General features: G+C 63.7%; 24 protein-coding genes and 1 tRNA gene. 13 read left to right on the top strand and 12 right to left on the bottom strand.

The genetic code is table 11. The features are described from left to right. Positions 1-33: 33 nt before the first annotated feature. A complete protein-coding gene (locus ACFI9K_RS00540) occupies positions 34-207 on the bottom strand; it encodes a hypothetical protein (RefSeq protein ID WP_008710019.1) in 174 nt (57 codons plus the stop codon). A gap of 105 nt (positions 208-312) precedes the next feature. On the opposite strand from ACFI9K_RS00540, the gene ACFI9K_RS00535 reads away from it, so the two are divergent. From ACFI9K_RS00535 to ACFI9K_RS00515, 5 genes are all read left to right on the top strand, one after another. Next, positions 313-2,061, top strand: coding sequence for an ABC transporter ATP-binding protein (locus ACFI9K_RS00535; RefSeq protein WP_462661710.1), 1,749 nt, complete (start codon positions 313-315; stop codon positions 2,059-2,061). Further along, on the top strand, positions 2,058-3,806 hold the full coding sequence (locus ACFI9K_RS00530) for an ABC transporter ATP-binding protein (RefSeq protein ID WP_462661709.1): 1,749 nt from the start codon (positions 2,058-2,060) through the stop codon (positions 3,804-3,806). The genes ACFI9K_RS00535 and ACFI9K_RS00530 overlap by 4 nt, the downstream gene beginning before the upstream one ends. A 1,193-nt stretch (positions 3,807-4,999) precedes the next feature. Next, positions 5,000-5,566, top strand: coding sequence for a TetR/AcrR family transcriptional regulator (locus ACFI9K_RS00525; protein ID WP_462661708.1), 567 nt, complete (start codon positions 5,000-5,002; stop codon positions 5,564-5,566). A gap of 2 nt (positions 5,567-5,568) precedes the next feature. Continuing rightward, entirely contained in the window at positions 5,569-6,057 is a 489-nt protein-coding gene (locus ACFI9K_RS00520; protein WP_462662099.1) for an FBP domain-containing protein, read from the top strand. A gap of 513 nt (positions 6,058-6,570) precedes the next feature. After that, the gene (locus ACFI9K_RS00515; protein WP_462661707.1) at positions 6,571-7,881 is read left to right on the top strand and encodes an HNH endonuclease signature motif containing protein; all 1,311 of its coding nucleotides are present in this window, start codon (positions 6,571-6,573) and stop codon (positions 7,879-7,881) included. An 89-nt stretch (positions 7,882-7,970) separates the two neighbouring features. Here the strand turns inward: ACFI9K_RS00515 and ACFI9K_RS00510 are convergent, their stop codons facing one another. Together ACFI9K_RS00510 and ACFI9K_RS00505 are read right to left on the bottom strand one after the other, a co-directional pair. Further along, on the bottom strand, positions 7,971-8,624 hold the full coding sequence (locus ACFI9K_RS00510) for a hypothetical protein (protein WP_462661706.1): 654 nt from the start codon (positions 8,622-8,624) through the stop codon (positions 7,971-7,973). Positions 8,625-8,653: 29 nt separating this feature from the next. Next, positions 8,654-9,181 (bottom strand): general stress protein CsbD, encoded by a 528-nt coding sequence (locus ACFI9K_RS00505; RefSeq protein ID WP_462661705.1) that lies wholly within the window; start codon positions 9,179-9,181, stop codon positions 8,654-8,656. Positions 9,182-9,274: 93 nt separating this feature from the next. Between ACFI9K_RS00505 and ACFI9K_RS00500 the strand changes: the two genes are divergently transcribed. Both ACFI9K_RS00500 and ACFI9K_RS00495 read left to right on the top strand, forming a co-directional pair. Next, positions 9,275-10,084, top strand: a complete 810-nt coding sequence (locus tag ACFI9K_RS00500; RefSeq protein WP_462661704.1) for an alpha/beta fold hydrolase — start codon at positions 9,275-9,277, stop codon at positions 10,082-10,084. 90 nt (positions 10,085-10,174) lie between these two features. Continuing rightward, positions 10,175-10,435: an MbtH family protein gene (locus tag ACFI9K_RS00495; RefSeq protein ID WP_008710007.1), complete on the top strand. Its 261-nt coding sequence runs from the start codon at positions 10,175-10,177 to the stop codon at positions 10,433-10,435. An 8-nt stretch (positions 10,436-10,443) separates the two neighbouring features. On the opposite strand, the gene ACFI9K_RS00490 is transcribed toward ACFI9K_RS00495, so the two are convergent. After that, on the bottom strand, positions 10,444-11,907 hold the full coding sequence (locus tag ACFI9K_RS00490) for a threonine/serine exporter family protein (protein ID WP_222091983.1): 1,464 nt from the start codon (positions 11,905-11,907) through the stop codon (positions 10,444-10,446). 92 nt (positions 11,908-11,999) lie between these two features. On the opposite strand from ACFI9K_RS00490, the gene ACFI9K_RS00485 reads away from it, so the two are divergent. Continuing rightward, positions 12,000-12,074, top strand: a tRNA-Thr gene (locus tag ACFI9K_RS00485). Between the two features lie 269 nt (positions 12,075-12,343). Next, positions 12,344-12,517, top strand: a complete 174-nt coding sequence (locus ACFI9K_RS00480) for a hypothetical protein (protein ID WP_283312380.1) — start codon at positions 12,344-12,346, stop codon at positions 12,515-12,517. A 388-nt stretch (positions 12,518-12,905) separates the two neighbouring features. Here ACFI9K_RS00480 and ACFI9K_RS00475 read toward each other — a convergent pair whose 3' ends face one another. Next, positions 12,906-13,229, bottom strand: a complete 324-nt coding sequence (locus ACFI9K_RS00475) for a hypothetical protein (RefSeq protein WP_254924214.1) — start codon at positions 13,227-13,229, stop codon at positions 12,906-12,908. On the opposite strand from ACFI9K_RS00475, the gene ACFI9K_RS00470 reads away from it, so the two are divergent. Beyond that, positions 13,119-13,739: a nucleotidyl transferase AbiEii/AbiGii toxin family protein gene (locus ACFI9K_RS00470; protein WP_230558480.1), complete on the top strand. Its 621-nt coding sequence runs from the start codon at positions 13,119-13,121 to the stop codon at positions 13,737-13,739. The genes ACFI9K_RS00475 and ACFI9K_RS00470 overlap by 111 nt on opposite strands. 46 nt (positions 13,740-13,785) lie before the next feature. Here ACFI9K_RS00470 and ACFI9K_RS00465 read toward each other — a convergent pair whose 3' ends face one another. The 3 genes from ACFI9K_RS00465 to ACFI9K_RS00455 form a co-directional block, all read right to left on the bottom strand. Beyond that, positions 13,786-14,187 (bottom strand): MarR family winged helix-turn-helix transcriptional regulator, encoded by a 402-nt coding sequence (locus ACFI9K_RS00465; RefSeq protein ID WP_462661703.1) that lies wholly within the window; start codon positions 14,185-14,187, stop codon positions 13,786-13,788. Between the two features lie 152 nt (positions 14,188-14,339). Further along, on the bottom strand, positions 14,340-14,768 hold the full coding sequence (locus ACFI9K_RS00460) for a cupin domain-containing protein (protein WP_462661702.1): 429 nt from the start codon (positions 14,766-14,768) through the stop codon (positions 14,340-14,342). Between the two features lie 421 nt (positions 14,769-15,189). Further along, positions 15,190-16,038 carry a LysR family transcriptional regulator gene (locus tag ACFI9K_RS00455; RefSeq protein ID WP_462661701.1) on the bottom strand — a complete coding sequence of 283 codons (849 nt, stop codon included), beginning with the start codon at positions 16,036-16,038 and terminating at the stop codon, positions 15,190-15,192. A 109-nt stretch (positions 16,039-16,147) separates the two neighbouring features. On the opposite strand from ACFI9K_RS00455, the gene ACFI9K_RS00450 reads away from it, so the two are divergent. The 3 genes from ACFI9K_RS00450 to ACFI9K_RS00440 all read left to right on the top strand — a co-directional run bounded on the left by ACFI9K_RS00450 (position 16,148) and on the right by ACFI9K_RS00440 (position 19,000). Next, positions 16,148-16,561 (top strand): hypothetical protein, encoded by a 414-nt coding sequence (locus ACFI9K_RS00450; protein ID WP_094630630.1) that lies wholly within the window; start codon positions 16,148-16,150, stop codon positions 16,559-16,561. A gap of 37 nt (positions 16,562-16,598) precedes the next feature. Beyond that, positions 16,599-17,465, top strand: coding sequence for an alpha/beta fold hydrolase (locus tag ACFI9K_RS00445; RefSeq protein WP_462661700.1), 867 nt, complete (start codon positions 16,599-16,601; stop codon positions 17,463-17,465). Between the two features lie 86 nt (positions 17,466-17,551). Next, on the top strand, positions 17,552-19,000 hold the full coding sequence (locus ACFI9K_RS00440) for an aldehyde dehydrogenase family protein (protein WP_462661699.1): 1,449 nt from the start codon (positions 17,552-17,554) through the stop codon (positions 18,998-19,000). 651 nt (positions 19,001-19,651) lie between these two features. Here ACFI9K_RS00440 and ACFI9K_RS00435 read toward each other — a convergent pair. From ACFI9K_RS00435 to ACFI9K_RS00420, 4 genes are all read right to left on the bottom strand, one after another. After that, positions 19,652-20,566, bottom strand: coding sequence for an aldo/keto reductase (locus ACFI9K_RS00435; RefSeq protein ID WP_462661698.1), 915 nt, complete (start codon positions 20,564-20,566; stop codon positions 19,652-19,654). Between the two features lie 48 nt (positions 20,567-20,614). Further along, positions 20,615-21,913: a GGDEF domain-containing protein gene (locus ACFI9K_RS00430; RefSeq protein WP_462661697.1), complete on the bottom strand. Its 1,299-nt coding sequence runs from the start codon at positions 21,911-21,913 to the stop codon at positions 20,615-20,617. A gap of 88 nt (positions 21,914-22,001) precedes the next feature. After that, complete coding sequence (locus tag ACFI9K_RS00425) at positions 22,002-24,206, bottom strand: putative bifunctional diguanylate cyclase/phosphodiesterase (RefSeq protein ID WP_462661696.1); 2,205 nt, start codon at positions 24,204-24,206, stop codon at positions 22,002-22,004. Between the two features lie 178 nt (positions 24,207-24,384). Then, positions 24,385-24,639, bottom strand: a complete 255-nt coding sequence (locus tag ACFI9K_RS00420; protein WP_462661695.1) for an ABC transporter substrate-binding protein — start codon at positions 24,637-24,639, stop codon at positions 24,385-24,387. Positions 24,640-24,743 lie beyond the last annotated feature (104 nt).

The following is a 24,743-nucleotide window of genomic DNA, read 5'->3' as shown; positions in this document are numbered from 1 at the left end:
TTGTAGATCCTGAGAAGGTCCTGCTCCGACCGATCAGTCGGTCTTCGCTACAGGATCTATACCCAGCATCGACAACAACATGCGGCACTCGTCGGCATCGGTCGCGTAGGCAGCGACGACGCGCTGAGCCTGGCTGGCCGTCTCGTACTCGAGTGGGACGATGTCTTCGTCGGCGATGTCGTTGTCGGTCGATGTCTTGGCGGGCATGGTGTTCTCCGTACTCTCTGCTGGACTTGTTCGGTGTTCGCTGAACCCGACTCTATGTAAATGTGGCACCCCATCGCCACTTCCCGATGCCATAGGCTGCAACAAATGACCGATTCTGTATCGCTCCACCATGCTCGAAACGTGGTGGAGGCACCGTCCCCGGCCACCGGCGGCGCGATCCTGCGTCGCACCGTCCGACGCCGTCGCGCCCGCCTCATCGTCTCCTCCTTGCTCTTCGGAGTGCATCAACTGTGCGAAACGATGGTGCCGGTGGCGATCGGTCTGATCGTCTCGCGCGCGATCGATACCGGCGACGTGACGGCGATGATCGTCTCGCTGATCGGTCTCGCGGCCCTGTTCGTCACGCTCTCCTACGCCTGGCGCATCGGTGCCCGCATCATCGTCATCGCCATCGAGCGAGAGGCCCACGATGTGCGAGTGGAGGTCGCCGGCCGGGTCCTCGATCCCCGCGGACTGCGCACCGATCTGTCGGCGGGAGAATTGTTGACGGTGTCGACGTCCGACGCCGAGAAGGAATCGTGGATTCTCGATCTCGTTGCGCGAGTCTTCGCCTCGAGCGTCGCAGTGGTGGCATCGGCGGTGGCCTTGCTCGTCATCGACGTCCCGCTCGGCTTGGCCGTCGTCATCGGGACTCCGGTGATCCTGATCGCGCTGCAACGCCTGGCACCACTGCTCACCCGCGCCGCCACCGAGCAGCAGTCCGAGATCGCCGCAGTGTCGGGGATGGCCACCGACCTGGTGAGCGGAGTGCGGCCCCTGCGCGGGATCGGGGCAGAGGATGCGGCAACCCAGCGGTTCGTGACGTCGAGCCGCACCGCGCTGTCGGCCACCTTGAGGATGGCACGCGCCAACAACGTCTATCAGGGATTGGCGACGGCGATCAACGCCTTGCTCGCCGTCGGAATCGCCGGCACCGCAGGGTGGTTCGCACTACAGGGTCGCATCTCGGTTGGTGAGCTGATCACCGTCATCGGGCTGTCGCAGTTCGTGATCGAACCACTCACCGGGCTGTCCAGGATCCCCGGCGTAGTGGCGATGGTGCGAGGGTCGGCCGATCGGCTCGCCCTGGTACTCGGTGCCGAGCACGTTCTGCCGCAATCGGACTCGGCGGAGCCGGCGGGCACCGACCTCGCAGTCGACGACATTCGATACCGCTCGCTCGACGGTCTCACCTTCTCGGCCGCACCCGGCGAGCTGCTCGGGATCGTCGCCTATCGGCCGCAGGACGGCGAAGCGCTCGCGCTGGTGCTCTCGGGTCAGATCTCCGAATCCGATTACACCGGGGCGGTGCGAATCGGTGGCGCACGAACAGCAGAAATCGATCTCCGACGCGCCCGCGAGACCGTCCTCGTCGAGCCGCACATCACCGACCTGTTCGCCGGTACCGTCCGCAGCAACGTCACCGCAGGCCGCGTCCAGCCCGACGACCGACTCGACCGCGTGCTGGAAGCGTCGGCGGCCACCGACGTCGTCGAACTGCACGAAGCCGGCCTGGATCACGCCGTCACCGACCGCGGAGCCAGTCTCTCCGGTGGCCAACGTCAGCGAGTTGCGTTGGCGCGCGCATTGTCGGTCGACGCCCCGGTGCTGGTGCTGCACGACCCCACCACTGCGGTCGACGCCGTCACCGAGCACACCATCGCCCGCGGCATCGCCGAGTTGCGACACACCGGCAGCGCGGCGCAGACGACGATCCTGATCACCACCAGCCCCGCGTTGCTGTCGGTTACCCACCGGGTGCTCGTCGTCGACGACGGCCGCGTCGTCGCCGAAGGAACTCACCACGATCTCGTGTCCGCCGATACCCGCTACGAGGAGACGGTGCTGCGATGACCGAACCCGAACTTCTCCCCATCGCCACCGGTGCCCGGTCGGGTCGGTGGCTGCTCGAACAGTTGCGCCGACGCAAGCTCCGCACGGCACTGACGCTGGTGCTCGGTGCCGTCGCCGCGGCGATGTCGCTGATACCGGTCTACGTGCTCGGCGTGCTGGTCGACCGTGTCCGGGACGGGGCCGACTCGTCGACCATCGTCGGAGTGATCGTCGTGATCGCGGCGGCAGCGGTGATCGGTGGCGTCTTCACCGGCTTCAGTGGCTATCTGATCAGCACCCTCGGAGAGGGGATTCTGGCCTCGCTGCGCGAAGCCGTCGTTCGCCGGGCGCTACACCTACCGGTGGCGACGCTGGAGCGAGTGGGCAAGGGAGACTTGCTCTCTCGTGTGGGCGACGACGTTGCGGTGATGGCGAAGTCCATCGGCGAAGTAATTCCGCAGCTCGTCGGAGCATTCTTGCTCGTGTGCCTGAGCATGATCACGATGCTCGGAATCGACTGGCGTCTGGGGCTCGCTGGTCTGGTCGCATTGCCGATGTACGTCCTGGCCTTGCGCTGGTACCTGCCGCGATCGGCTCCGCTGTACGCCGCCGAACGTGTGGCGATGGGAGAGCGAGCGCAGTCGTTCGTCAGTAGCATGCAGGGCGCAAAGACGGTGCGCGCCTACGGACTCGAAGCGCAACATCTCGGTGAGGTCGATCGAGCGTCGGTCAAAGCCCGCGACATCGGCGTCGATGTCTTCCGGCTCTTCACGCGGTTCGGCTCACGCAGCAACCGTGCCGAGTGCGTCGGCCTGTCGGTGATCCTGCTGGCCGGATTTCTGCTCGTACGAGGCGATTACATCACCGTCGGCGAGACGACGGCAGCCGCGCTGTTGTTCCATCGCCTGTTCAATCCGATCGGCACGTTGCTGTTCACGTTCGACGACATCCAGTCCGCCGGTGCGTCGTTGGCTCGATTGGTCGGTGTGGTCGACATCCCCGACGAACGGCCGGTGGGCGACGGTTCCGTGCCCGCGGACGCCACTCTCGACGTCGTCGATCTGCGGCATTCGTACGACGAGGGGCACGAAGTACTGCACGGAGTGAATCTGCGTGTCGATGCCGGCGAGACGGTGGCCCTCGTCGGATCCACCGGTGCCGGAAAGTCGACCATCGCGGCCATCGCGGCCGGGTCGATGGCGTCGACCTCCGGGACGGTTCGTGTCGGGGGTGCGTCCCTGGATGCGCTGGGCCATCAAGGTTTGCGGCGTCATGTCGCGATCGTGAGCCAGGAAGTGCATGTGTTCGCCGGTCGGCTGATCGACGACGTGCTTCTGGCCGCGCCGGACGCTGACCGTGCCGACGTCGAAGCGGCGTTGCGGACCGTCGGGGCTTGGGGCTGGGTCGAGGCACTCGAAGACGGACTCGACACCGCCGTGGGCGAGGGCGGACATCAACTGACTGCGGCGCAATCACAGCAATTGGCCTTGGCGCGTTTGGTTCTCGCCGACCCGGCCGTCGCCGTGCTGGACGAGGCCACTGCCGAAGCCGGCAGCTCTGGAGCCCGTGAACTCGAACTGGCCGCGGAGGCCGCGACGAAGGGGCGCAGCACGTTGATCGTGGCGCATCGCCTCACCCAGGCCGCTGCCGCCGACCGCGTCGTGGTGCTCGAGCACGGGAAAATCGTGGAACAGGGCCCGCACAACGAGTTGGTCGCTGCCGATGGTCGCTACGCGCAGCTGTGGGAGGCATGGCAAGGCCGCTGAGCCGACGCCGCCGCACTTGTCGGTGGTGCAACGCATCATGTCTTCGTGAGATCGAGTTCCTCGAACGTCGGGGAGCCAGAACAGGCGGGGAGCGCATGTACCGAACAAGGTCGGGGACCAGACTGTCTTTGCCTGCGTCGACTTTCATCACTTTGTGGCTCGTGACTCTGATCGGATGGGTGGGAACCTTGGGATCCGCTGTCGTGGTTGGAGCCTCGCTTCTGATTTTCGCGGTCGGAAGCAGCAACGGTGCTCAGAAAGTACTCGATTTCGGTCTTCTCCTGCCTATGTTGTCCGCGGTGCTCGTGGTTACACTGGCATGGCTTCTGCATCTGCAGAGCGTGGAGGTGACCAAGTTGTCGCGCGTCGGCGTGACCACAATTCCATCGGAAGCTCTCCGATCGCGTTGGGGTTGCTCGACATTGGGATGGTTGGTATCGCTGTTCGTGTGCGCTGTCGGTGCGAAGTATGTGGGGACGCAGTCCTTCTCGTTCGCTGGCATCGCAGTTTTGGCAGTTTCAACCGTTGCTGGCCTGTGGAGTGGGTGTCGAAGCACTCGCGGGTTGTCACAAACACACAAGAGAGCGAGGATCCAACCGCCCCTGTTCGTCGACGGAATCCACTCCGGACGGCTCGACAGCTCCACAGACAGTTCCATGTGGAAGAAGGTCGGGCCGGATTGGGTCAATCCGCAGTCCATCGTGCGATCGGACGCTGCCATCCGTTTCGCTGACGCAGCCGACGATCGATCTGGATCCTTGTCCATTGTTGGGCGTTGGATCCCTCTTCCGATTGTCGGTTTCATTGCGACGTCGTTCGTCTGGATGGCTGATCCAGGTCGTTCCCCTGCTGCCGTCGCGGTCCCTATGGCCTTGCTCGGCATCGTGTCGATCGGTTACCTGGTCGAACGGCGCGCGATGCGACTCGATCGTCTGGCAGGGGAGTATCGCGAGCGAGCCCGGATGATTGTCGACAAGGCGACGGGTGGCGGTGCTCCAATTTCGTTGTGGGCTGCAAACAAGCGACGGAACCGTGAAGTCTCACGCCGACCTATGGTTCGAGTCTGACACCGAACCCCTGGATGGGTACGACGAAGCTTCGGGCTGGATCCGTCGAGCGCAACCCGATCGAGTTAGCCATTTGCCTATAGGGATTAGTTTCGGTTACGGTCTTTTCGAACAGAGGAGGCCGCGATGGGACGCGCCGGACTGAATGCGCAGCGCATCGTGCGTGCGGGAGCCGAGCTGGCCGATGAGGTCGGCTTCGAGCGGGTCACCGCCAGCGAGATCGCCAGGCGATTCGATGTCAAAGTGGCAAGCCTGTATTCGCATCTCAAGAGCTCGCACGAGTTAAACGTCGGCATCGCGCTGCTGGCGCTGGAGGAACTGGCAGACAGGGTGTCGGAGGCTCTCGCGGGCCGAGCGGGCAAGGACGCGTTGGTGGCCGTTGCGAACGCGTATCTCGACTATTCACGCGAGCACCCGGGCCGCTACACGGCAACACAGTTCCCGCTCGATCACGAGACCGCTCTTGCGAGTGCGGGAGTGCGTCACTCGGCGATGATGAAGGCCATCCTGCGGGGATATCACCTCAGCGAGACGGATCAAGTTCATGCTGTTCGACTGTTGGGCAGTGTTTTTCACGGATACGCAGCACTCGATGCTGCGGGCTCGTTCGGTCACAGTGCACCCGATTCGCAGGAGTCCTGGGTTCGCATTCTCGACGGAATCGATGCTCTCTTGAAGCAATGGAGGCAGTGACAATGGAACCGATCTCCGAACGCGACATCAGGTTGTCGTTCGTCAATTCTTCCAAGGGCGACGCCAAGCGCGTCACCCTTCCCGAGGCTTTCGATGCGGTGCCGTGGGATGATCTCGACTTCTTCGGTTGGGTGGACCCGAAACTCGCCGGCAGAAGCTACATCATCGTCCCCTCGGACGAGGGTCCGCGTGGAATCGCGTTGCGCTACAAGCCCGGAGGCCCACGCAAGGCGCAGATGTGCAGCATCTGCCTCACCACGCACGCCAACGGCGGAGTCTCGTTGATGGCTGCTGCCAAGGCCGGAGAATCCGGCAGGCGTGGAAATACGGTGGGCACCTACATTTGCTCGGACCTTGCGTGCTCGCTCTACGCGCGAAAGAAGAAGACCCCGGCACTGGGCAGGCAATTCAAGGAAGACTTCGATGTCGAGACACGCACCGCGGCAGTCGAAGACAACATCGGAGCGTTCCTCGCTCGTATTCTCGCCTGACCACGTCGTCGCTGCACGACCCGTTGGGTCCCTACCCCTGACGGTTGGATCGTTGCAGCCTCAATGCTGTGAAAAGCCACGCCGTTGCCGCGACGATTGCTAGTCCCCAGCCCGCAATGCCGGCCCCGGGGAGATTCAGACTCGGGACGGCCCGAACGCCCACAATCACCAGAGTGGCGAAGAGCGGTGAAAGTCTGCGATGCGTCTTGCGGGAGCGAGGCACGATGTTTCCTGTCCGTCCAGGGCGTGGGACGTCGTGATCGACCATGTTCTCGAACCTACGGTAATTCTGTTGTCGAGGACCAGGCGCGATGGACGAGTTTGCGCCTTCGAGCGCGTCCTACTGGTTCCTGGACGAAGTCGGTATCGAGCGACTTGCAGAGCTGGTGCGTTGGTGTCGGCGCTAATACTACAGGCCACCGACAGATTTCACTTCGCGAATCCTTATGCACAGCAATAGTTTTCGATTCGACTATCATTGTGTATCGAACGTCTGTTCGATACGCTTGCTCCATGACGACGGAGATCTGGCAACTGAGCGAAGCAGTACTGCTCGCCGACGCTGCCGCGGTCTCCCACCAGATTCAGTTGCTCGAAGCGCGGCGGATCGCTTTGGTCGCGGAAATCGATACCCGCGTCTCGCGCGAGAAACTCGGCTTTCCAGGACCCGCCGGCTGGCTCACCTCCACCACCCTGCTCACCCCCGGCAAAGCGAACAAGATCGTAGCCCTCGCTCGCGGACTGAAGAACTTCCCCGACATCGCCGACGCCGTGAACACCGGCAGTATCTCCATCGACCACGCCGCCCTGATCCTCGACTTCGCCGAAACACCACCGAAGGGTCTTGTGCAGGAAGACCAGGACGACGCGAGAGCGGCGCTGCTCACATCCGCGACCGGACCCGACGCCAGAACCGGACCACTGCGCGCAGCGATCACCCGCCTCCACGACAGCTTCGGCGGAAAGACCCCGCCGCCCGAAGACACCGACCGCAACGAACTCTTCGCCTCCACAACGTTGAACGGGCGCATGGTCCTCAAAGGGGACTTCGACGCCATCACCGGCGAAAAACTCCTCACGGCCCTCTCGCCGTTGACCGAACCTCGACCCGCAGTCGACGGCACCCAAGATGAACGCAGCCCCGCCAGACGACGAGCTGACGCCTTCGGGCACATCCTCGACCGCTACCTCGCCTCCAGTAACCGCCCTACCGAAGGCGGGGAGAAGCCGCATGTCAACCTGCACATCAACCTGCGCGACCTTCAGAGCCCGGGCGGTCTGAACAGTAGCGACATCACCGACGACGAAACCACCCTCACAGCAACAGAATCCGACAATGACCCCCGCAGCGACCGTGGCGCGTATCGAGATTTGTTCGGTGACGGCTCCAACGTCGGGTGGCTGCCCTGGATGGGACCGCTCTCCCGCAACACCTCCCGCCAACTGGCCTGCGACTGCCTTCTCACCGCGATCGTCATGGACGAGAACGGTTCGCCGATCAACCTCGCCCGCACCGCCCGCACCGTCACCGCGAAACAGAAACGCGCGTTGACCGCCCGCGATCACGGCTGCGCGTTCCCCGGTTGCGGCAAACCCGCCGCCTGGACCGAAGGCCACCACATCTGGCACTGGACCGACGGCGGCCCCACCGACATGAACAACCTCGTCCTGCTCTGCGGATTCCACCACCGACTCATCCACCACAGTGACTGGGAAGTATTCATTGCCGCCGATCAGCACCCGTGGTTCGTACCACCTGCCGCCGTCGACCCCACCCGACAACCGAGACGATCACACGCCCGAGCAGGCCCCCACATCGCCTGAGCTCTGGCAAAAACACTCCAGCCCCGCACCGAGAACACGGTGCGGGGCTGGAAGAGGTTGACCATCAGGTCATCTCAGGTAGAGAACGTTCAGTCCTTGTTCTTCTCCGCGATGAACAGCTTTTCGATGCGCTCTGCCTCGTCCTTCTTGGCGTCGGCTTCCTCGGAACGCTCTGCGGCTTCGGCCAATTCGGCCTCGGATGGCGCTGCGGCCAGCTTTTCCTGCTTGTCGACCTGAGCCTGCTGAGTCTTCTTGCGATCCTCGGCCGCCTTTGTCGCTGCAGCGGCCTGCTCGTCGGCTTTCTTCTTCTTGGCAGCGGCTTCGCGCTCGGCTTCCTGGGCAGCTTCCCGCTTGCGCTGCTCCGCTTCCTGGCGGGCATCACGTGCCGCTTCCTGGGCAGCAGCGTCGGCTGCACGGCGATCCTTCTCGGCGGTCTCACGAGCCGCCTTCAACTCGTCGTCTGCCGCAACCTTCTTGGCACGGGCCTCGGCGTCCAATCGAGCTGCCTCGGCACGGTTTTCGGTGCTGTCGACCAATGTTTCGCCGCGATCGGCGAGGCTTCTGTCACCCAGCAGGTTTCCGACGGCGCGGTCCAGCGATCCGAGTGTGTGCTCGTACACCAGGCGCGCGGGTGATTCCGCGTGCATCTTTTCGACGACGTTGGTTTCGATGAGTTGCAGCGGAATTCGGGCGACCTTGTACTGAATACGAAGGATGGTCAGTGGTATGGCTAGAACGCTCATGTGGTGAAACTCCTGATGTGGGTAGTGGGTCAGGCTTGGTTGCGGAGCTCTTCGGCCTTCTTGCGATCGGCTTCGGCCTGACGAAGCGCCTCCTGGTGCTTCTGCGCGGCCACCATCTCGTCGGAGTCCGCGGAGGCCTGCTCGATGCGTCGTTCCTCTTGGGCTTCGATCTGCTCGGCTGTCGCATCGACCTCTGCGGCTGCGCGTTCCTGCGCCACGGTCTCGCGCTTGTTCTGCTCGGCTGCAGCTACCTGCGTCTGCCGCACTCGATCCGCGTTGGCCTCCGTCACCTCTGCGTTCTTCTCGGCGGCGTTACGACGGCTTTCGGCAGCCGTGCGCACGTCGGCCAAGTCCTCGCCGGCTTCGGTGGCCTGCGCCTCCGCTACCCGCTCGGTGGCCTGCGCCTCCTTGCGTTCGCGCGCTTGGGCAGCCTGCAACTGCCCCTCGGCGGTCAACGAGTCGTTGCCGGTCACCGCGCCCACGACCTCTTTGGCTTTGCCCTTGATTCCGTCGAGCAATCCCTTGCGTGCTTCGCCCGATACGTTCTCGTCAGTCATGTAATTGCAGGTACCCCACTGGGTCTACGAGTAACCCCGCGGCGGCACCGAACGATACGATCGCCGACGGACGTATCAGCAGTGAGGAGACCTATGCCTATCGCCAAGATCAACGGCATCGACATCAATTACCAGGTCAAGGGCAGTGGAGACCTGGTCGTTCTCGTTATGGGCACCGGTAGCCCCGGCCGCGTGTGGGAGCTGCATCAGGTGCCCGCTCTCACAGCGGCGGGATACCGGGTGTGCACATTCGACAATCGCGGCATCGCGCCGTCGTCGGAGAGCGCTCATGGCATCACCATGGAGGCGATGGTCGCCGATACTGCCGGCCTGATCGAACTCGTCCGCAACGGCGACGAGAAGGCGTTCGTGGTCGGTACGTCCATGGGCTCACGCGTCGCGCAGGAATTGGCCCTGGCTCGGCCCGATCTGGTGCGCAAGGCCGTGTTCCTCGCGGGGCATGCCCGGGTCGACGAATTCCAGAAGACCCTGGGCCAAGGCGAGCGAGCGCTGTACGACAAGCGCGTCGAGCTCCCCGGCACGTACTCGGCGGCGGTCACGGCAGTGATGAACCTGTCGCCTGCCACGTTGCGTGATGGGCGCAGTGCTCGCGATTGGCTGGATCTGTTCGAGTTCTCGGCCTCCTCGCCCTCGGCGGGAGTGCGCGCTCAACTCGGGATGGACGACGACTTCGATCGAACGTCGGCGTACGGCGCTGTGTCGGTGCCCTGCTTGTCGGTCGGGTTCGCGGACGACCGCATGATCCCCGCATACCTGGGCAAGGAGCTGGCCGACGCCATCCCCGGGGCTCGATACGTCGAGATTCCCGACGCCGGGCACTACGGGTATCTGGAGCGTCCCGAGGCCGTCAATGCGGAATTGCTCCACTTCTTCAAGGCCTGACGGCACCCGAGCACGACCTGCGTTGCTAGGGTCGTGTGGCACCTCACGGTGCAGACTTACCAATCAAACGTTCGCGACGAGTGAGGCGAGATGAGTACCAACCCGTTCGATGACGAAGACGGACGCTTCTTCGTGCTGGTCAACGACGAAGATCAGCATTCGCTGTGGCCGACGTTCTCCGAGGTCCCTCAGGGATGGCGTGTCGTCTTCGGTGAAGACACCCGCGCCGCCTGCCTGGAGTACGTGGAGAAGAACTGGACCGACATGCGTCCGCGCAGCCTGCGTGAGGCCATGGAGGCCGACGCTGCTGCGCGTGCCTCTGCCGAGGGAACCCCCAGCACCGAGGCCTGAGCTTCACACTAAGAAGTGCCCGTGCCGCGCCGCCGACGAACTGTCGGTCGGCGCGGTACTTCTATGCGCCGAAGCGTCGGACGCAGCAGTTCCTCGGTTCGCGCGATGATGCGGGGCCGACGCAGTGTGCGGGCACCCCATTCACCGAGGGTGACGCCGGCCGCCAGGCCGCAGCCCACGCCGAACGCCGCGAAAAGCGAGCTGATCCCGAGCAGTAGCTGATCGTTGAGGATCGCGTACAGACCGCGGTACAGCGATAGGCCCGGCAACAACGGCGTGATGCCGGCAACGGCGACGATCAGCGGCGGAATCAGCGCGCGACGCGCCAGCAGACCACCCGCGAATCCGACGACGACGGCCGCGATGGCGGAGGCGATGATCGGGCCTACGCTCAGCGTCTGCGACAGCAAGTAGACGAGGGATCCCGCGAATCCGCCGATGAAGGCAGCGGTCAACGCGCGTCGTTCGGCGTAGCAGGCCAGGGCGTAGAACAGTGACGCTGCAGCGCCGGCCAGCACCTTCGTGGGGACCTGCAGAATGTCCGGCGGTGCCAAATTGCTGATCTGGGGTAGATCGCTGCCGATCAACGCCGCAATCCGCAGAGACGTCGCAACACCGGCGATGATGCCGCCGGTCATCATCAACACCTCGAAGAATCTGGCCGACGCGGTGATCGGGGCACCGGTGATCGCGTCCTGCACCGAGCCGACGAGCGAGAGGCCCGACAGCAGCACGACCACACCGGCCGCGATGATCTGCGACGGCGAAATGTCGATGTTCAGCTGATCCTGGAAGTTGTAGAGCGTGATCGCAGGCGTTGCCGCCACGAATCCGCCGACGACCTGCTGGAAGAAGAACGGCAGACCGGCGCGATTGAGGACGCGTCCGATGCGGTCGATCACCATCGTCGTCAGGAAGCTGACCGCAGCGACCAATGCGCCACCGCCGAGCAACACACTGATGGCCGCAGCCATGCCGGACCACGCCAGAGTCGCGATCCACCGGTTGTAGGGGTGCGGGGCCTTGGTGATCTCGTCGAGTCGCTCCAGCGCAGCGCTCGGCGGCACCATCTTGACGCGCACCGCGCGGATCAGACGGTCGACCTCGGCCAGACGCGTGAAGTCCATCGATCGGTAATGCACGATGCGCATCGTCGACGCCGGCGGACGCGTCGGGCCGCGGTGGGCACTGAGGGTGATCGAGTTGTACGTGACGTCGACGTCGCAGCGCGCCAGGCCGTAGGTCGCGGCCATGAACTGCACCTGGGTGGCGGTGTCCACTGCAGATGTGCCCGAGGCCAGCAGCACCTCGCCGACACGAACCGCGAGGTCCAGTACCTCCGCGACCGACGCATCGTCGGTCAGATCGATCGGACGAAGGGGTGACGGCGCAGCGGTCGGCGTATCGATGGTGGCCCGACGCTCACCGGTGAGACGGCTCAGCGAAGTCGTCAGGTCTTGCAGGAAAGTCATGTCCGTCTTTACACGTTGCTGGGGTGATCCACCGACAAGGTACCTGTTGGCACTGAGCGTCCGATGAACGGATATGATTGTCTCGCTTCACTGCCTCCTTAGCTCAGCGGTAGAGCACTCGCCTTGTAAGCGAGCGGTCAACGGTTCAATCCCGTTAGGAGGCTCCACGAGACGGCTCTGACCAGCGAAAACGGTTGGGGCCGTCTCTTTTTGGCCTATCTTGGCCGCTCGTTTCTTGCGCGAGCCCGGTTCGTCCACCTGGGTTTATGTGTCGACTGTGACCTGGGGTTTTGCTGGTTCGGCGGCTCCATTCGGCGTTCGGTGTCACAGAACGTCACAACTCGTTGCCAACTCATCGGTGAGCGTTCGCGTGAATGTAGGTGGACGCGTACGGACTGGGCGGAAGGTTGCCGGACCGGATTGCATCGAGGTGTCTGTGACGACAAGCGATGTTCGACGCCGTCAGGCCGGTCTACCTTCGGAGTTCGCGGGGCTTCCGATGCGGATGGTGCGGGCCGCGACGGCGGCTGATGTAGACGCGCACCCGCGCGCCGAGCTTGCGCGGCTGACGGACTTGGGTCTGCTGCATCTGGTGGCAAAAGGCTTCTAGGTGGAGGTGCCCGACGATCGGGTCGGGACCGGGTGGATGCCGGGTATGAAGGCTGTGGCGGCAGGTATCGCGATTGCGGTCTAAACCGCCGACGATGCCGTCGTAATGGGTGTCAGCGCGGCCCGGCTGCACAGGGTAATCCCACGAGCGTTGGCGACGGCTGTGGTGACTGTGCCGAAGCGGCACGATCCGATTCGGTTGGCGGATCGTCAGGCGCTGGTTCGGTTAGTTGTGCGCGACACGGCACGTCTGGATGCGGAGCGCGTCGTGCCCGAGTTGGATTTGGTGAAGCGTCCGGGCTCGGTGACGCCGAGTGTGAGGTGTGGCCGGCGGTGGAGCAGTTGTATCGACGGTGCAGTCCAGAAGTGTTAGCCGAGATCGCTGGGGCTCAGAAGATGCGAACGACGCTGACGCGTCTGCAGGATCGGTTGGGGGAGAAGTAGTGAATCCCGACGAGCTGGAGACGGTGGCAACGCAATTCGGTGTCGCGAGCGCTCAAGTCGAACGGGATCACCTGATCTCGCACCTGCTCGGCTATCTGAGTGCGCACTTCGCGGATCGGAATGTATTCATCGGCGGAACAGCCTTGGCTCGAACCCATTTGGTCGATGGTCGTCTCAGTGAGGACATCGACCTGATTGCGGTCGGTTCCAGATCGGAGGTCGCTCGTGATCTCGTCCGCGCTCTCCCACGCGCGGTGATGCGCAGCCACGGGCGATTGGTGTGGGACTCGGCGATCAGCGAGGTGCCCGAGCGCCTCGGTGCAGTGGTGAGGTCGCAGTCCGGTCTGGCTGTCAAGGTGCAGTTGCTGTCGGCGGAGGGTCGCCCAGCATGGCCGCTGGAAAACCGGCGGCTCGAACAACGGTTTGAGGATGCACCGGGAGCTGAGTTGACGGTGCCCACGCAGCCCGCGTTCGTTGCGGGTAAGACGGTGACCTGGTGTGAGCGGCGGGCGTCGCGTGATCTGTGGGACCTGTGGGCACTCAATTGCATTGGCGCATTCGAACCGGAAGTGGCCGATTTGTATCGGAGGTTCGGGCCCACGAACAAGTTGCCTGGTGAATTGCAGTTCGCGGATGCTCCGACCGAATCCGATAGGGAGAGCGAGCTTTTGCGCGTCCGGACCCGTATCTTGCGAGCTGGGTGGTCGATCAGCCGTCGGAAGCGTGGAGGTCGACATCGGGGAAGCGCTCATCGAAGACGCGTTGGACATCGGGGTTGACCGCAGCGAGAACCTGATCGAGGAGCGTGCCGAGTTGCAGCGTCTGCTAGTGTCCTAGGACGTCGATCATGACGCGCCTGACTTCGCGGACGTGCCCGGGGGCGGCCTGGGCGACCACGTCCTTACCCTCCTGCGTCAGAGCCACCTCTGTGAAGCGACCGTTGTCGGTATCCGGTCGGCGACGCACCCAGCCGCGATTCTCCATCTTGGTCAGAGTGTGTGACAGGCGAGAGATAGAGCCACCGACGAATGCGGCGAGGTCACTCATGTGGACCGTCTGATGGGGCGTGTCCGATATACATGAAAGGACCATGTAGTCGAAGTTGTTGATTCCCGCGTCTTGCTTGAGCTGGGCACTCAGGACTGTCGGCAGCGACTCGACCAGACCCGCGAGCGTCAGGCACGCCCGGATCTCCTCCCGGGTCAGCCATTGGGGGTCGCTCGTCATCGCCCGAGTGTAGTTTTCGAGTTCGACGGGCACGTTCATCGACCTCGGTGGACATCGCGTAGGCCGCGCTTCGCCGGCGGTGACGCCAGGGTGCGGGAGCTCTGCCTGAAGTATCGAAGGTGCACTGCTACGTGCAGCGCTGCGTTGTGTTCTTACGCGTCTGGTCCGATCAGGACGATCCCGTATTTGGGTGCGGCGAGCATCATGCGTGCGATCTCTGCGTCGTCGATGGCTGGGGCGGGGCCGTTGTTGGTGGCAGGTTGGCCGGACTCGCGGAAGAAGCCTTCGATCCCGCCGGGGGTGAAGCCCAGCAGGATTCGGCTCGGTGTATCTGCTGTGTTGCGGAAACTGTGGGCAATTCCTCGAGGACCGAACGCGAAGTCACCCGGCCCGGCGGCGTGGGTCGCGCCACCGATGGTGATTTCGAACGTCCCGTCGAGAACGGTCCAGAACTCGTCCTCGTTGGTGTGGATGTGCGGGGGCGGGCCACCGCCGGGGGTGGTGATGCATTCGATGACTGCGAAGCTTCCACCCGTGTTCTCGGCGTTGCCTTGTAGATCATGGTGTCGGCGACGAACCACACCCGCTCGCCCTCCCCGGCTGCGACGGTGAAACCTTCGACGGGAGTGGTTGTCTCCCCGCCGCTTTCGGTATCACCGGTGGTACCCCGCGGATTGTGTTCACCTGGGAGTGGTTCGAACTCGCTCCTGTGCGGGGATATGCCCGCGGTCGTCCGTGCCGGTGTCGATGTCGTTCATCGACACCTTGACGGTAAACACGCACTGTTGAAATATCAACTATGGGTGTCGAGGTGTTCCGAAGGGGGAAGTCCGGACGGGACAAGGAAAGCTTTGAGTCTCGACCCTGTGGGAGGGTCTCAGGACGTGAGCTTGGCTTGGTAGCGATCGAGGAGCGACGGGACGCCGGCGGTCGGGGGTGCCCACGAGTTCGGAACCGGACAATCGACGGCGACACGGCGGGCCGCAGCCACGAAGTCGCGGGTCAGAGGCGAGTCGACGTCCGAACGCCACCCGATGGACAACGGTGTGGGGGTATGCCAGTCATCGGAACGAATGCCAAACCTGGCCTCGCATAGAATCTTTGAGTTGACGCTTGCGAGAACGCCACGCCCTTGCTGGAGAGGATGGCTTCGAAGCACTCGTCGACAGTGGAGACTTCGGCACCGAGACGAACGGTCTCACCATCCCTCGAGCTGACGGCGAGCCAGAAGTCCCTCCATGATTCCGGGCTGCGCCTCGCGACGAACGGTTGCCCCGCCACTTCTTCGACACTGGTCGAATCTTGCTGCGCCAGAGGCGAAGTGGATGCTACGACAAGCACTCTCGGCTCCACGAACAGTGTCTCGAGCGCAAGCCAGTCCTGCACGACGACCGGCGGCCTGACGAACGCGACGTCGACCGACCCGTCGCCGAGTCCGACGTAGGGGTCGGTGAAGTCGAACGACTGCATCTCGACCGCGACGTCGGGGTGGAGAGCACGGAAAGCCGACAAGATGTCCGGCGTCAGCTCCGCGGCAGCGTTCGCCTGGAATCCGACGATTAGGTTGCTGCGCCCGCTGCGGCCCACCTGACGTGTCAACGACGCGACACGCTCGGCATCGGCGAGAAGCTGCCTGCTCCCTTCGAGGAGCTTGTTCCCGGCAGGGGTCAACGAGACATGACGGGAATCGCGGATGAACAGTGCGGTTCCCAAGGAGTGTTCGAGTTTGCGAATCTGCACGCTGAGCGAGGGCTGTGCGATATGCAGCCGCGCTGCTGCCTTGCCGAAATGAAGCTCTTCCGCGACGGCCACGAAATACGACAACGGCCTGAGCTCCAACGGAAGATTCACGTCCCCGATGCTATTCCCGCAGCTAGACCAGCACCAGTAGTTGTTTCCTATCGATCGGGCGACCGATTGGTATTGGACGAACCCGCAGGTCCAGCGTGTGATGGGTCACATGACAACAGCAACCGACACCACCACCCAGACCCCGGAACAGTGGGCCGACGCGTTCACCCAAGCATCCGACGCAGACGCCGAGATCTCCGCGCACGGCACGTACTTCACTTGCTCGTACCTCCTCGACATGGACACCCACTCCTTCGTCATCGAGATGTCGAACGGCAAAGTCCACGCAATTGCCGTCGACCCAGGCCCGCTCGACCGGCCCTATCAGTTCGCCATCCGCGCCGGCGTCGAGACGTGGCAGGGCTTTGGAGTTCCCGTTCCGGCACCGATGTTTCACGGCATCTGGGCGGCGTCGTTCCAGCGCGACATGAAGCTCGAGGGAGATGTCCTCGTCCTGATGCAGAACCTGCGCTGCGTTACCCGCCAGATCGAATTGCTGCGCGCCGTCGGCGTTCCGGTCTAGTCCCCGACTCACACACGACTCACCGAAGGAACAGAACATGAGCAAGATTTCACCTGTGACCGGCCATTACGTCGATGTCGACGTCGACGGTCTTCTGTACAAGGTCTTCTTCCTAGAGAACGGCACCGGCCAACCGTTGGTATGCCAGCACACCGCCGGGTGCCACAACCACCAGTGGCGTGGACTGCTCGAAGACGAGGACATCACGCAGAATTACCGCGTGATCGCGTACGACCTGCCCCGCCACGGCAAGTCCGATCCGCCGGAGAACACAGAGTGGTGGAAAGAGGAGTACAAGCTCTCGGCCGACCATTACGCCAACTTCATCGTGGCCCTGGTCGATGCACTCGAACTGGAGAATCCGATCTTCATGGGTTCGTCGTTCGGTGGCAACATCGCCTTGCAGCTGGCGCTTCGCCATCCGGAACGCTTCGCCGGAGTCATCCCGGTCGAGGGAGCCGACTACTCACCGGGCTTCTACCTCGACTGGTGGCAGCACCCCCACGCGAACGCTGCGCAGGTGTGCGCAAGTGGCACATGGGATCTCATGGCACCACAGTCGCCCGAAGCCGACCGCTGGAAGACCTGGTTCTACTACACGCAGGGATCCGAGGCGTTCAAGGGCGACTTGCACTTCTACTCCGTGGACCACGACCTGCGCGACAAGCTCGACCAGATCGACGGCGACCGTTGCCCGGTCGTCATGCTGACCGGCGACTACGACTACCTCACCACCCCTGAGGACAGTGCCCGCACAGCTGCGCAGATCAAGAATGCGAAGTTCATCGAGATGAAGGACATCGGGCACTTCCCGATGAGCGAGAACCACCCGGTGTTCCGGACGTACCTTATCGAGGCGCTCGAGGTCTTGCAGAAATCCGCGTCCACCTCGGTCTCCGTCTGACCTGACCCTGTGCACACCCGCATGCTCGCCGGCCTCCGACACGGGGCCGGCGAGCATTCTTTTCGGCCCTCGAAAGGGAGATCCCGATGTCTGCCAAACACTTTCCGTACTGGGTTGCCGGCGAAGCGACTATCAGCGGTGTCGCTACCGAGATCCGCAATCCGTTCGACGGTCGCATCGTGGGGACGGTGTTCGAAGCGGCGTCAGAACACGTCGACGCCGCGATCGAGGCGTCCGCCGCGGTGGCGGACGAGTTCGCGGGAACGCCGGCCCACGTTCGGTCGGATGCGCTCGTACATGTCTCGACGCGTCTGCACGAGCGTCGGGAGGAAATCGCTCGGCTCATCTCTGCCGAATCCGGCAAACCGATCAAGTGGGCGCGAGTCGAAGTCGCTCGCGCGGTGTCGACATTTCGGTGGGCGGCCGAGGAAGCACGACGATGGAGCGGGCATCTTCAGCGACTCGACACCGACGCTGGATCGGACGGCCGCTTGGCGCTGATTCAGCGCGTCCCACGCGGTCCCATCCTCGGAATTGCACCGTTCAACTTTCCGCTCAATCTGGTGGCACACAAGGTGGCACCGGCCCTGGCGGTCGGCGCGCCGATCATCGTCAAACCTGCGCCGGCCACCCCGCTGTCGAGCTTGGTGCTCGGCGAAATACTCGCCGAGACATCGCTTCCGGCGGGTGCGTGGTCAGTGCTGACCGTCTCCAACGACAAGGCATCGGACATGGTCGTGGATCCTCGGCTACCGGTTGTCTCGTTCACCGGATCGGTCCCGGTGGGTTGGTCGATCCGAGAACTCGTTCCGCGCAAGCACGTCACGCTCGAACTCGGAGGTAACGCCGCGGTGGTGGTCTGCGCGGACTGGGTCGACGAGGCGAAACAGGAGTACGCAGCCGAGAGGATCGCACGGTTCTCGATGTACCAAGCGGGTCAGTCGTGCATCGCGGTGCAGCGGGTCTTCGTCCACGACAGCCTCTACGACGCCATGCGCCGCCGCATTCTGGCTCACGTCGCGTCGCTGTCGACCGGTTCACCCGATGACGACGAGACCGACGTCGGCCCCCTGATCGACGACCGCGCAGCCGTACGCGTGGAGGAGTGGATCGAGGAAGCCGTCGCGGGGGGAGCCACCGTTCTGGCCGGCGGTGGACGCACGGGCGCAGTCTTCGAGCCGACGGTCATCGAGGAAGCACCGCCGGGGGCCAAGGTTGTCGACGACGAGGTCTTCGGGCCGGTTGTCGTGCTCTGCAAAGTCGCCTCGGATGCGGAGGCACTCGAACAGGTCAACCGATCCCGATTCGGATTGCAGGCGGGCATCTTCACGTCGAACCTGCAGACAGCGTTCACGGCGTCACGCGTCCTGGACGTCGGCGGAGTCATCGTCGGTGACGTGCCGAGCTTCCGCGCCGATCAGATGCCGTACGGCGGAGTCAAAGATTCTGGGACAGGCAAAGAAGGGGTGCATTCGGCAATGGAGGACCTGACGCAGGAGAAGGTGCTCGTTCTGACCGGTATCGAGATTCCCTGAGCTTTGACACGACCCACCTAACTGCGAACACCGGTTCTACCGGCAAATCTACAGTGCGCCGGCTTGCCCGTCGGGGCGGCGAGGCGCGCGTTCGCCCTCACGTCAGGCAGACCGAAACCAACCACGACGGGGCTGCGCGAACGACCGGGGGATTGTTGGTCCACGGAACTCTGATGTCCGCCCGAACCAGAGAGACGAGGTGTCGATGTGTTGTACAGAATGGGGTTACAAGTACCGGATTTGGATGCGGGCTGCGTCTCGGTGTCACGAGCGTGTCACATGTCGGTCCGAACAGACGTGGACTCTGGTGGCACCGCCTGGACAATTGACCCTGGTCAGGGCGGCTGTGGTGGTTCCATGCGGACGTATCTGGTTGTCTCGCAACATGCTTGTAAGCGAGCGGTCAACGGTTCAATCCCGTTAGGAGGCTCCGACCACTCCGATCCAGGCTTCGGGATCCGAGTTCCATCGGATCAGCTCCTCGTTTTCGGATACCCGACGCCGATCGGAGTCGGGTATCCGAAACGCGGGAGTCCATTGGAGTCCGGCGGCCGAATCGACGCCCCTAGCGGGAATTCACGCCCGGTGTGCGGGGTGCGGATTACGACGAGGGCCGTGGATTCGAGCCGGCACCGTCATTTCGACACGCGGTCAGGTCCAGGCCAACCGGGAGCGCTTGTCCCAGTAGTCAGCCGGCAATTCGGCGACACCCACGTCAGCCGCCTCGATCAGTTCGGGATCGACCGCGAGTGCAGCGACATTCTGTTCGAGTTGTGTCGCGGTGGCCGCGCCGGAGAGCACGACATCGGCCCACGGCTGCGCGAGTGCAATTGCCAGGGCGAGCGCGTCGCGGCCGACTCCGTTCGAGTCCGCGACCCGGGCGATTTCCGAATCTTCGGCCACGAGGCGACCGTTGGCCATCGCCTCTTTGACGACCACGAACCAGCCGGCCTCGTGAGCGCGTGCCAGGGCGGGGCCGACGGACGGTTCGAGGGGATTCCACGTCGATTGCACCGAGCTGAACACCCCGATCTCCAGCGCTGCATCCACTACATCGGTTTGGTGCGGTCCGCTGGTGCTGATGCCGATTCGGGTACCACTGTCGGCAATTGCTCGAAGGTCGTCGAGCAGCGCAGCGTTGTCGAGGGCGGGACTGTCCGGGGTAACGCTGTGGATCAGGTAGTGGTCGGGTGCGCCGCGCAGGTCGTGCAAGGTCTGCGGCCACTGTTCGGCCAGCCGCGCAACAGAATGCTCTTTGACCTCGTGAACTGCAGCTCCGCGCTGAAAATCGGCGACGTAGGCGTATCCCCACTTGGAACCGAGCACCAGGTTCTCGCGACGATTCGGGTGTCGAGACAACCAACTACCGAGAAAGCGCTCGGCCAACCCGTAGGAGCGCGCGACGTCGAAGTGTCGAACACCGCTGTCCCACGCGGCGTCCAGCACTGCGTGACACAACTGCTCCAAGGCTGCCGGATCGAATCGTCCGTCGACGGCGTCGGAGTGCCCTACCGTCAGATACTCCGGGCGTCCGAGGGCGGCAAGGCCGAGGCCGAGTTGTGTCATGTCGCCATTATCTTCGGTGTTGCCGCACGGGGGAGAAGCGGGAACGAGTCAGCCCTCGCGTGCCGCGCCGTCGGTCCGGTCGTCTCGGCGCGCAGCGCCCGAGAGTTTGGTCTTGTACAACGCGATGTCGGCCTGGGTCAGCAGTTCTTCGAGTGTGCTGGTTCCGGTGTTGTGTGCGACGCCGATGCTGATCGACACCGAGACGTGTCCGCCGACAATGTCGATCGGCGGAGACGTCGCGATGATCATTTCGCGCTCGATGTCTGCGGCAGATCGTGTTCTACCGAGCAAGGTGTCGTCGAACAGCGCGGCAACGAACTCGTCACCGCCGATCCTTCCGAAGACGATGCCGGAGTCGCAGATCGACACCAGTCTGGCGGCTGTGGTGCGCAGAACTTCGTCTCCGGCCAAGTGTCCGTAGGTGTCGTTGATGGCTTTGAAGTCGTCGAGATCGATGAACAGGACGGCTGCTGGGGCCCCGGTCTCCGCCGTCATCCGTTCGATTCGCTCGAGTAACGCGGCGCGATTGAGCACGCGGGTGAGATCGTCGACCCTCGATTTCACCAGTAGTTCGCGGTACGCCTCGAGCAGACTGTTGGTTGTTGCGGCGAAGTCGGTGACATCTCGAAAGCTGATCGCGACGACACTGTCGACGTAGTTGGCGGTCACCTCGAGCGTTCTCCCGGGAATGAACAGGGCTTGCACCACCCTGGTGACCTCACCGCGAGTGGCGATCGCGTCGCGGTGCAGATCGTCGAAATAGGACCCTGCCGTCACCGGTAGCGCCTCGTGCATGTGCCGTCCCACGACGTCCGCTCGGCTGACACCCAGGTGGCGTGCGGTCTGACTGTTGATGTATCGCAACACCATTGCTTCGTCGACGATGGCGAATCCCAGTGAGACGCCGTCGAGAATTCGGCTCCACCGCATCGCAGGCATCAGATGCATGTGCGATTCCGGCGGTGGCTCCACGAGCGAGACGACCCCGGTGAGCACCGAGGGCGAACCGTCGGCAGCATGTTCGATGGACACACTCCTGGTGAGGATGTGTCGAATGTTGTTGTCGTGATCGATGATTCGATAGATGCACTCTGCCCCGATGGAAGAGCGCGCGTCGCCGTAGAGGGTGCGGACCACAGAGGTGTCATCAGGATGTACGCGACTGTGCCAGATGTCGATGGCAGGTCGATCGTCGTGGCCGGCGTCGAATATCGCGGCTGCGCGCGTATCCCATTCGAGGTACGAGGTGCCGATGTGAAAGCGAGTGATTCCGACGGACGCCGCGTGCGCTGCCACGTCCGAGAAGAGTGGATCTGCTCCGAAGGGCGAGTGTGAGGCGTCGGCCATGTACCACTCCCTCCCTCCGCCTACCCTGTTCCTTTCGAGTGTGTACCAATAGACCGCTTCGCGCCACGAAATCGGGGGTTCTGTCGGCTTAGGGGGTATTCGGAGTGGGCCCGGCACCGGCCAGCAGCGCCGTTGTCTGTGTGGCATCGGCTGGTCGACCCAGTAAGAAGCCCTGAGCCAGATCGCACCCGGCTGCAGTCAGAACGTCGAGTTGAGCCTGTGTTTCGACGCCCTCACCGACGACGGTCACGCCGTACGCCTTCGCAAGGGCGATGATGGCTGTCACCACATCTCGACCTCGCGTGGTGTGCAGGGCATCGATATAGGTCTTGTCGATCTTGAAGCTGCTGATCACTGGAAATCGTTCGAGGTATGCCAGGCTGCTGTAGCCCTTCCCGACATCGTCGAGTGACAGCGCGACGCCGATCTCACGCAGCGCAGTCAAGTTCGACGCCACCGTGCCGTTGTCGGACAGCCACTCCGTCTCGGTGAGTTCGAGCACGACGTACTGGGCCGGCGCGCCGGTGGTGTCGAGAACGGCCGCAACCCGATTCGGGAATGCCGGGTCGCGCACTTGCAGCGCGCTGATGTTCACGCGAACGCTGGTGCGTTCGGACTCGTGCCACTGGACGAGTTGCCTGCAGGCGGCGGTGAGGGCCCAGTCGCCGAGAAGCGTTGCCAAGCCGGTCCGTTCGGCTACCGCCACGAACTCCGAGGGTTCGACCGAACCCAGTGTGGGGTGATGCCAGCGAGCCAGTGCTTCGACGGAAGCGATCTGCCCGGTGGCGATGTCGATCAGGGGTTGGTAGGCAAGGGTCAGATCGCCGCAGGCGAGAGCGCGGCGGAGATCGACCGATATGGAGCGCACCCGGTCGGCGTCGTAGAGGTCGCTCGAATCGAACACCGCATGACCTGCACGGGTGTCCTTCGCTCGATACATCGCGAGGTCCGCCGATCGAAGCAGCTCCCGCCTGGTCGAGTTCGGCTCGGACACGACGACTCCGATGCTGGCGCTCACCGGTATCGGGTCGTCGTCTTCGATGGTCGGCGATGCGAGAGAGGTGCGGATGCCGTCGGCGATGCGTTGTGCGTGCGCGACGTCGTCGATGTGGTTGCAGATCATCAGGAATTCGTCGCCGCCGAGTCTGGCCACCGTGTCGCCGGGTAGCACTGTTTCGGTGAGGCGGCGCGAGAAACCGACGAGTGCACGGTCTCCGGCGTCGTGGCCGAGGCTGTCGTTGATGATCTTGAAATCGTCGACGTCGAGCAACAGCAATGCCACTCGTTCGTCGCTCTCGTGGGCACGGGTCAGCGCAGCATCGATGGCGTCGTACGCCAGAGCCCGGTTCGGTAGTTCGGTCAGCGGGTCGTGAGAGCTGCGCCAACGTAGCTCGCGGTCGAGTTCCACCCGTTCGAGTGCGGCCGACAGTACCCCCGCAACCGCGGAGAGGAAGGCGATGTCACCGTCGCCGAACAGGTGGGGTGTTCCTCCGAAAAGGATCAGTGCGCCCCACAGTCCGGTTCCGATGGTGATCGGAATCGCGACACCACTGCGAAAACCCATGGCGGACATTGCCGAGGTATCGAATCGCGTCTCGATATCGATGTCGGAACAAACGGTGGTTTCGCTCCGGGCCAGTGCGTAACCGGTGAGGGACCCGTCGCCGGCCGCCACCAAGACGTCGTCTCGCAGCGGGTGGATCACAGCGTCGATGGACAGAAAGGGCTCGGACGGGTCCGAATGCCTTGCCAATGCGGCAGTTTCGACTCCGATCAACGTGGACGCCGTCCGCGTCGCCGCTGTCAGCACGGTGTCGAAATCCGCAGTGACGGCGAGTGCGCTCAACTCGGCCAACGCCTGTTGCTCGACGGAAGTTCTCTCCGCGGAGGCCGCTGCGGCCGAAAGATCCAAATCGCGTTGATGGCCACGGGTGCGGTCGCGGACGGTCGTCGCGATCAGGTCGGGTTGCGCCCCTGAACGGCGGACGACGAACGTGGACAGCGCAACCGGAATGCCCGCGCCGGTCACGAAATGGCGCAGCTCGCTTCGGCCCTGCCAGTGCCCCGTCGCCCGCAACGCATCCTCCACGTCCCCGGACACCTCGAGCCCCCGGGTAGTGAAAAAATCCACTGTCGACAGCCGGCTCGTCGGCAGCGCGTCGAGGCCGACCAGGCGCAGGCCGGCGGGATTGACGCCGATCACGGCACCGGAGAATTCCGACAGGGCAACCATGTCGGGAGATTCGTCGAACAGAGCGCTGAGAACGAGTGGATCGAAGCCAGGATCGCTCATCGATCTCCGTTTCGCACTGGTAGGCGACGGATCGATGGGCAGCACGACCGACGTTGGCAAGGGGACGGCAGATTGCTGTTCCTGCATACAGCATGGAGGTGTGCGGGTGAGATGACAAGCAATCCGCCCACGAACACCCGCTCAGGACCACTGCACACGGGTCGTCGACGTGCAGGGGTCAGAACTTCGGCACGATGTTGCGGGCCGCCCAATCGAGGCTGAGCGGCGACGGGAATGCGATCGACTGAGCCTCCGTCGGAGACAGCGGAACATAGGCCCCGCGCTCGACGGCAGACAAGGATGCGATTCCCGGGAGCGCTCGGAAAGCATCGAGGTCGGCGGGCTGACCCGTCGCGATCACGAGGTCGGCGTCGTTGTCTGCCAGGTGTTCGTACGTGATCTGCGCTCGTCCCGGAGTGGAGCTGGTGGGCAATCCGGTCGCGTAGTCGGTGGGTCGTCCCCGATGCAGATCAGCTCCCCGGATCCGGAGAACCGACGCCGATCGGAGGCCGGAACTCGTAACCGAGGAGCTGATCT

This window comes from Rhodococcus sp. PSi06 (assembly GCF_054960675.1).
Note: the sequence above shows the minus strand (reverse complement) of the source record. Positions and strands in the feature narration are given on the sequence as shown.

What these genes read in the sequence shown, in the direction of transcription:
- ACFI9K_RS00540 (WP_008710019.1), bottom strand. Translation starts at nt 207, where the DNA reads ATGCCCGCCAAGACATCGACCGACAACGACATCGCCGACGAAGACATC.
- ACFI9K_RS00535 (WP_462661710.1), top strand. Translation starts at nt 313, where the DNA reads ATGACCGATTCTGTATCGCTCCACCATGCTCGAAACGTGGTGGAGGCA.
- ACFI9K_RS00530 (WP_462661709.1), top strand. Translation starts at nt 2,058, where the DNA reads ATGACCGAACCCGAACTTCTCCCCATCGCCACCGGTGCCCGGTCGGGT.
- ACFI9K_RS00525 (WP_462661708.1), top strand. Translation starts at nt 5,000, where the DNA reads ATGGGACGCGCCGGACTGAATGCGCAGCGCATCGTGCGTGCGGGAGCC.
- ACFI9K_RS00520 (WP_462662099.1), top strand. Translation starts at nt 5,569, where the DNA reads ATGGAACCGATCTCCGAACGCGACATCAGGTTGTCGTTCGTCAATTCT.
- ACFI9K_RS00515 (WP_462661707.1), top strand. Translation starts at nt 6,571, where the DNA reads ATGACGACGGAGATCTGGCAACTGAGCGAAGCAGTACTGCTCGCCGAC.
- ACFI9K_RS00510 (WP_462661706.1), bottom strand. Translation starts at nt 8,624, where the DNA reads ATGAGCGTTCTAGCCATACCACTGACCATCCTTCGTATTCAGTACAAG.
- ACFI9K_RS00505 (WP_462661705.1), bottom strand. Translation starts at nt 9,181, where the DNA reads ATGACTGACGAGAACGTATCGGGCGAAGCACGCAAGGGATTGCTCGAC.
- ACFI9K_RS00500 (WP_462661704.1), top strand. Translation starts at nt 9,275, where the DNA reads ATGCCTATCGCCAAGATCAACGGCATCGACATCAATTACCAGGTCAAG.
- ACFI9K_RS00495 (WP_008710007.1), top strand. Translation starts at nt 10,175, where the DNA reads ATGAGTACCAACCCGTTCGATGACGAAGACGGACGCTTCTTCGTGCTG.
- ACFI9K_RS00490 (WP_222091983.1), bottom strand. Translation starts at nt 11,907, where the DNA reads ATGACTTTCCTGCAAGACCTGACGACTTCGCTGAGCCGTCTCACCGGT.
- ACFI9K_RS00465 (WP_462661703.1), bottom strand. Translation starts at nt 14,187, where the DNA reads ATGACGAGCGACCCCCAATGGCTGACCCGGGAGGAGATCCGGGCGTGC.
- ACFI9K_RS00450 (WP_094630630.1), top strand. Translation starts at nt 16,148, where the DNA reads ATGACAACAGCAACCGACACCACCACCCAGACCCCGGAACAGTGGGCC.
- ACFI9K_RS00445 (WP_462661700.1), top strand. Translation starts at nt 16,599, where the DNA reads ATGAGCAAGATTTCACCTGTGACCGGCCATTACGTCGATGTCGACGTC.
- ACFI9K_RS00440 (WP_462661699.1), top strand. Translation starts at nt 17,552, where the DNA reads ATGTCTGCCAAACACTTTCCGTACTGGGTTGCCGGCGAAGCGACTATC.
- ACFI9K_RS00435 (WP_462661698.1), bottom strand. Translation starts at nt 20,566, where the DNA reads ATGACACAACTCGGCCTCGGCCTTGCCGCCCTCGGACGCCCGGAGTAT.
- ACFI9K_RS00430 (WP_462661697.1), bottom strand. Translation starts at nt 21,913, where the DNA reads ATGGCCGACGCCTCACACTCGCCCTTCGGAGCAGATCCACTCTTCTCG.
- ACFI9K_RS00425 (WP_462661696.1), bottom strand. Translation starts at nt 24,206, where the DNA reads ATGAGCGATCCTGGCTTCGATCCACTCGTTCTCAGCGCTCTGTTCGAC.